The organism is Methylobacterium sp. D54C (genome assembly GCF_053345595.1).
On sequence record NZ_JBKFAK010000037.1, the window covers coordinates 21,701 to 28,125 of the forward strand.

Here is a 6,425-nt window from a genome sequence, read left to right on the forward strand (position 1 = left end):
GGGAGGGGATCCGGCGGCCGCTCAGGCCATGCCGACGAACTCGTCGATCAGCGACCGGTTGCGCGCGACCTCGGGCGGGACCTCGCGGGTGATGACGCCCTTCTGAAGGATCAGGATGCGTTCCGAGAGGCCGGTGATGCAGGTCAGGTTCTGCTCGACGAGGAGCAGCGCGATGCCGCGCTCGCGCCCGATCCGCAGGAGGCTCTCGATGATCTCCTCGATGATCGAGGGCTGGATGCCCTCCGTCGGCTCGTCCAGCAGGAGGATGGTCGGGCCGCCGCAGAGGCAGCGGGCCAGCGCCAGCAACTGCTGCTCGCCGCCCGACAGGGCACCCCCGGGCCGGTCGAGATAGGCCTTCAGCCGGGGGAAGGTGGCGAGGATGTCCCCGATGGTCTCGTCCTCGTCCCGCTTCGCGAGCAGGCAGCCCATGCGCAGATTCTCGCGCACGCTGAGCGCGGGGAAGATCTCACGCCCCTGGGGCACGTAGCCGAGGCCCATGCGCGCCCGGGCCGTCGGGCTGCGCCGGGTGATGTCGGTCCCGTCGAACCGGACCTGCCCGGCGGTGGCCGGCAGGTAGCCCATCAGGGTGCGCAGCAGCGTGGTCTTGCCCATGCCGTTGTGGCCGAGGATGCCGACGAACTCGCCGGGGCGCACCGCGAGGGTCACGCCGCCGAGGATCGGGATGCGGCCGTAGCCGGAATGCAGGCCCTCGACGGAGAGGAGCGGCGGGCTGGCAGGGTCGGTCATGTCAGGCGGCCTGCTTGCCGAGATAGACGTCGCGCACGCGGCTGTCGGCCAGGACGGCGTCCACCGTATCCTCCATGAGGATCCGGCCCTGGTTGAACACCGTCACGGTCTTGGCGATCATCCGGATGAACGGCATGTCGTGCTCCACCACGATCAGGGCGTGGGTGCGGTTGATCTCGCGGATCAGCGCGGCGGTGCGGTGGACCTCCTCGTGGGTCATGCCAGCGGCGGGCTCGTCGAGGAGGATCAGCTCGGGCTCCTGGGCGAGCACGGTGGCGATCTCGACCCATTGCCGCTGGCCGTGCGCGAGTTGGCCGACGATGCGTCCGGCGATCCCGGTGAGGTCGAGGCGCGTCAGGGTCTCGTCGACGATGGCGCGGGTGCGGGCGATGGACTTGCGCCGCCCGGCCGCCACGAACACGTTCTCGTGGACCGAGAGGCCGTTGAAGACGTTCGGCACCTGCGTCTTGATGCCGACGCCGAGCCGCGCGATGGCGTGGGGCTCGGCCCCGGTGATGTCCGTGTCGCGCAGGCGGATCCGGCCCTCGGTGGGCTTCAGCTGACCGGTCAGGATCTTGAAGAAGGTGCTCTTCCCGGCGCCGTTGGGCCCGATCAGGCAGCGCAGCTCGACCTCGCCGAGGGTGAAATCGACGTCGGCCACCGCCGTCACCCCGCCGAACCGCATGGTGACGCCGCGGGCCTCGACAAGCGGGCGCAGGGGCGCCCCGTGGGCGCCGGTGAGGGGGGTGGGAGCGTTCATCGCGCGCCTCCCGCGGCGAGCGCGTCCTTCGCCTTCCCGCCCGAGGCCCGGGGCGCCCGGGCCCGCTCCAGCAGGCGGAGGCCGAGGCCGCGGGCGACCGGGATCAGCCCCTGCGGCACGAGCAGGACGAAGCCGACGAGGACGACACCGAGCCCGAGGTTGGAATCGACCGCGCTCTGGCTGCCGGCGGCGATGATCAGCGCCTGGATCAGCACCGCGCCGAGCATCGGCCCGACGAGGGTGCCGAGGCCGCCGACCAGGACGTAGATGATGACCTGCGCCGACATCGGCAGCCCGAACACGGTCGGGCTGATGAAGCCGCCCCAGTTGGCGTAGAGACAGCCGGCGAGGCCCGCGACCCCCGCAGCGATCATGAAGGCGATGAGCTTGTAGAGGCGCGGGTCGTAGCCGATCAGCTGGGCCCGGGTCTCGTTCTCGCGGATCGCCACCACCACGCGGCCGAGGCGGCTCGCCAGGATCGCCCGCAGCAGCGCGTAGACGAGGATCAGGGCCCCCATCGCGGCGTACCAGATCCCCTCGATGTCCAGCGGCTCGTCGGGATGGCCGGGCGCGTTGAGGGCGGGAATCGCCGGGATGCCGTTGAAGCCGCCCAGCTCCGCCGCGCCGATCCGGTACTGGCTGCCGGAGGTGGCGTTGACGAGCTGGAACAGGATCACCGACACGGTCAGCGTGATGACGCCGATATAGGCGTCGCTGATCCGCCCGTAGAACATGAAGTAGCCGAGCATGCCGGCGAAGAGCATCGGCACCAGGATCGACAGCAGGACGGGCACGGTGCTGTCGCCCATGTTGAGGACCGCGACGGCGTAGGCGTAGCCGCCGAGACCCAGGAAGGCGGCCTGCCCGAAGGACATCACCCCCGCGAAGCCCCAGACGAAGCCCTGCGAGAGGCCGAACATCGCGAGCGCCGCGAAGCCGGTGCACTGAACCAGACCGAACGTGTCGAGGGCGTGCGGTGCCCCGAACAGGATGGCGAGGCCGAGGGCCAGCGTCGCCAGGAAGCCCGCGGCGGAGAGCCGGCGGGCGGGAGCTGCGGAGGTCATAGGCTGCGCCTCAGGTAGCGGCCGGTGATGCCTTGCGGGAGGACGCGGATCAGCAGGATCGCCGCGACGAGGAGGGCGACGTCGCCGATGACCGGCGTCGTCTTGAACGAGACGAGTTCGTTGATGACGCCGAACAGGCTGGAGGCCAGACCGGTGCCGGTGACGATGGCGGGGCCGCCGCCGAGAACCGTGATGAAGGCGCGGGCGATGTAGGCCGCGCCCATGGCCGGGGAGACGCCCGAGATCGGGGCCAGGACGCCGCCGGCGAGGCCCGCCAGGGCCGCGCCGAGGGCGAAGGTCGCCATGTAGACGCGGTTCGGCTGCACCCCCAGCGCGGCGGCCATGCGCGGGTTCTGCATGGTCGCGCGCAGGATCAGGCCGAACTTGGTGAAGCGCAGCACCAGGAACATCGCGGCCAGGGCGGTCAGCGCCGTCGCCACGATGACGAGGCTGTAGAGGCTCGCCCCGTAGCGCCCGATGTCGAAGCTGCCGACGGGCGTCGAGACGCCGCGCACGACGTTGCCGTAGAGCGTGGTGATCAGCCCGATCAAGCCCAGGCTGATGCCCCAGGTGGCGAGCATCGTGTCCATCATCCGGCCGTAGAGGAAGCGGATGACGGTGCGCTCCAGGATCAGCCCGATCACGCCGACCACCAGGGGCGGCAGGACGAGCATCGCGATCCAGATGTTGACCCCGGCCCCGCTCGCCATCACCGCCGTGTAGGCGCCGAGCATCATGAACTCGCCGTGGGCGAGGTTGATGATGCGCATCATCCCGTAGATCACCCCGAGGCCGAGGGTGATCAGGACCAGGGTGGCGATGCCGGTGACGACGTTGAAGGCGAGCAGCCCGGCGAGATCCATCGCCCTCAGCCCTTCAGGTCCGGCGTGAACTGCTTGTTGGTGCGCGGATTCTTGATCAGGTCGCAGGCACCGCCGGTGTCGGCCGGGAACGAGTTCGGGAAGGTGGCGATGATCTCCCACTTCCGGTCCTTCGGGCGGGCCAGATAGGTGTTGCGGATGGTGTGGTGGGTGGCACCGTCCATGGTGACCGTGCCGGTCGGGGACTCGATGCTGAGGCCGCTCTCCAGGGCGGCGATGACCTTGTCGCGCTCGATCGAGCCGGCCTTCTTCACCGCCTCGGCCCAGAACAGGATGCCCTCGTAGGTGGCGGTGTCGAGCTCGCTGAGATCGGTGACGCCGGCGCCGAACTTCGCCTGCATGCCGGCGACGAAGGCCTTGCTCGCGGGCGTGTCGAGGTCGTTGTACCAGCCGTAGCAGGTGATGATCCCGTTCGTCGTGGAGGGATCCATCGTCGTCAGCTCGTCGCCGAGCCCGAACACGCTCGACCCGACCGGGATCTTGGACTTCATGCCCGCCGCGTCCCACTGGCGATAGAAGCCCGAATGGTTGGCGCCGACCAGCGCCGAGAGGACGAGATCGGGCTGCGCCTGCTGGATGCGGCTGATCGCGGACGAGAAGTTGGTGACGTCGAGGGGGAAGAAGTCGGTGCCGAGCACCGATCCGCCTCCATCCTTCATGAATTTCGTCATCCAGCTCGCGGTGATGTGCCCGTAATTGTAGTCTGCCGCGACGATGTAGGCCTTCTTGCCCCAGTTCTTAAGGGCGTAATCGACGATGTGGTTGACGGTTTGCGCGGGGGTCGACCCGGTGCAGAACACGTTGCGGTCGCAGACGCCGCCCTCGTACTGCGTGTTGTAGAAGTAGAGGGTGCGCGCGCGGTCGAAGATGGGCCGGATCGCCTCGCGCGACGCCGAAGTGATGCCGCCCTGGATGACGTCGACCTTGTCCTTGAGTGCGAGCTGCTGGGCATACTGGGTGTAGAGCTGCATCGACGATTGCGTGTCGTAGGCGATGAGCTGGATCGGCCGCCCGAGGAGCCCGCCGGCCTTGTTGAGTTGCTCGACCGCGTACTCGGTGGTCTCGATCATCCGCTTGCCTTCGAGGCCCAGCGCGCCGGAGCCGTCGAGCAGGCTGCCGAGCTTGATCGGCTCGGCGGCGAGCCCCTTCCGCGCGACGAACGGCATCGCGACGGTGCCGGCCGCGGCCGCCATCGACAGTTTCAGCACCTTCCGGCGGTCCATTGCACCCATCCCCCGAACTCCTCTCCGCCTCGCGCTTCGGGTCCGGAGACCGGAAGCGGGTGAGCGAAGGGTTCGCAAAGTCGATGCCAACCAATCTCACAGATCGGTCATAAATCGGAGCGGCGACCGGGAGTGCACCGAGCGTCAGTGGTACTGTCCGCCTGTCGCGGCCGTGGAAATGCCACACAACGATCACGAGTCAGCGACAGCGACCCGGCCGATGGCGCGCGAGAATCTCGGCATGTCGTGACCAGCTGCCTCCCGACCGGGCTGATTGAGAGGATCAGCCAAGCTCGAAGGGGTCGGTCATGCGGTGAGATCAGAAGAGGAGCGCGGAGCAGATCGTGCTGAAGTTGCACCAGATCGAGGTGCGGACGGCGCAAGGCGAGATTTTCGCGCTGCCGTGCAAGAAGGCGGACGGCGGCCGTCCCATCGACCGGATGACGCGCTAGGAACCTGTCCGAGTAAGAGCGCACGCACTGGATAACCTGCAGAGTTCTGTAAGGGACATGTCCGAGTGCATATAGCGGATGAAGGTTGGTGTGCCGCTTTGAGCTGAAGTTGTCGAAGGGCGGAGGAACGGCCGCTTTGGAGAAGCTGCGACAGAGGTCTGAGCGTCCGAGTTGGGTCGGTAGCCGTAGGACCGCTTGGGGTGGTCTGGAGACGGTGCGCTTCTGCCGCACAACACGGCAGAAGCGTACATCAGGCTACCAGTCGTTGAGTTCGAGCCGTGATACTTTGTCAGATGGCGGCGGTGTCTCTGCGCCGAAGTTGGGTCTGAGTTGCAACCTCGATGAAATAGCCACCCTTTGCTTTAAAGTAGAACGTCCAAGCACCGTGGTAGTCACGCGGCTCAGGCACGTCCCAGCCATCGGCTTTTAGGCGAGTATTAAGCGCATCGACCTGTTCTCGGCTATCTTGGATGAATCCGATATGATGAATATCGCTATCCTCAGGATAAGCAAAGGTGCCTCGCTTTTTCGCGAAATCATTGAGGACTAGCACCATACCATCATCGTCTTGTATGACGGCGATTGCCTTCCCGCGCATCACTAACGTGCGTAATCCGAAATAGGTCTCAAACATCGAGACATCCGCCGGAATATCGATGCTCGTGAGATTGATGTGATTGAGCTTCACTGGACGCACCTTTCCCATTCACCGGAAAGGACGCGCTGGTAGTCGGCTGCTGATGGCGGCCGCCATGCACGAGCGCTAGGCCACCCGGACTACCGACCGGGCTGTGGCTTCTACACGTCCGAGAATGGGCTTAGCAGCGTGCAGAAGACCGTCAAGAACCGCGTTCGATCATAGGGTTCAAACGATCGTGCGCGTCCGCTTCGGGATTGCAGGTGGGTCGATCTAAGCAGCTGACTTGGGTCGCTATCTGAACCGCACCCCGTTTTGACCGGACAGGCGGCATAGCTCACGAAGGCATAGGCGTTGGCCTATGGGTAAGGCTATGTCATCCGATCCGACCGCCCCGCCGGTGCACGGCGAGATCCTAACCGGCGTTCAGCGTCGACGGCGCTGGTCCACCACCGAGAAGATCCGCCTCGTCGAGGAGAGCCAGCAGCCCGGCTCGTCCGTGTCGTTCGTCGCCCGCCGCTACGGCATCTCGCTCAGCCTGCTGTTCTCGTGGAAGCGGCGCATGCTGGAGGGCGGCCATCAGGCCGTGCACGCCGACGAGGAGGTCGTCGGCACCAGCCGGGTTCGTGAGCTGGAGCGGCGCGTGCGCGACCTCGAACGT

The 6,425-nt window shown here is 66.8% G+C and carries 7 protein-coding genes; 1 reads left to right on the forward strand and 6 read right to left on the reverse strand.

Annotation, left to right across the window (positions count from 1 at the left end; genetic code table 11):
• Window positions 1–21: 21 nt before the first annotated feature.
• The 6 genes from ACLBYB_RS30505 to ACLBYB_RS30530 all read right to left on the reverse strand — a co-directional run bounded on the left by ACLBYB_RS30505 (window position 22) and on the right by ACLBYB_RS30530 (window position 5,815).
• Complete coding sequence (locus ACLBYB_RS30505) at window positions 22–747, reverse strand: ABC transporter ATP-binding protein (RefSeq protein WP_447701062.1); 726 nt, start codon at window positions 745–747, stop codon at window positions 22–24.
• 1 nt (window position 748) lies between these two features.
• Entirely contained in the window at window positions 749–1,507 is a 759-nt protein-coding gene (locus ACLBYB_RS30510; protein ID WP_056530338.1) for an ATP-binding cassette domain-containing protein, read from the reverse strand.
• Window positions 1,504–2,571 carry an ABC transporter permease subunit gene (locus ACLBYB_RS30515; RefSeq protein ID WP_447701063.1) on the reverse strand — a complete coding sequence of 356 codons (1,068 nt, stop codon included), beginning with the start codon at window positions 2,569–2,571 and terminating at the stop codon, window positions 1,504–1,506. Before ACLBYB_RS30515 ends, ACLBYB_RS30510 begins: the two co-directional genes overlap by 4 nt.
• A complete protein-coding gene (locus ACLBYB_RS30520; protein WP_056530332.1) occupies window positions 2,568–3,434 on the reverse strand; it encodes a branched-chain amino acid ABC transporter permease in 867 nt (288 codons plus the stop codon). Before ACLBYB_RS30520 ends, ACLBYB_RS30515 begins: the two co-directional genes overlap by 4 nt.
• A 5-nt stretch (window positions 3,435–3,439) precedes the next feature.
• Window positions 3,440–4,675: an urea ABC transporter substrate-binding protein gene (locus tag ACLBYB_RS30525; RefSeq protein ID WP_447701064.1), complete on the reverse strand. Its 1,236-nt coding sequence runs from the start codon at window positions 4,673–4,675 to the stop codon at window positions 3,440–3,442.
• 741 nt (window positions 4,676–5,416) lie between these two features.
• Window positions 5,417–5,815 (reverse strand): VOC family protein, encoded by a 399-nt coding sequence (locus ACLBYB_RS30530; protein ID WP_447701065.1) that lies wholly within the window; start codon window positions 5,813–5,815, stop codon window positions 5,417–5,419.
• Between the two features lie 310 nt (window positions 5,816–6,125).
• On the opposite strand from ACLBYB_RS30530, the gene ACLBYB_RS30535 reads away from it, so the two are divergent.
• Window positions 6,126–6,425 (forward strand): transposase (locus ACLBYB_RS30535; RefSeq protein WP_447701066.1); only part of this gene is annotated, 300 nt, incomplete at its 3' end.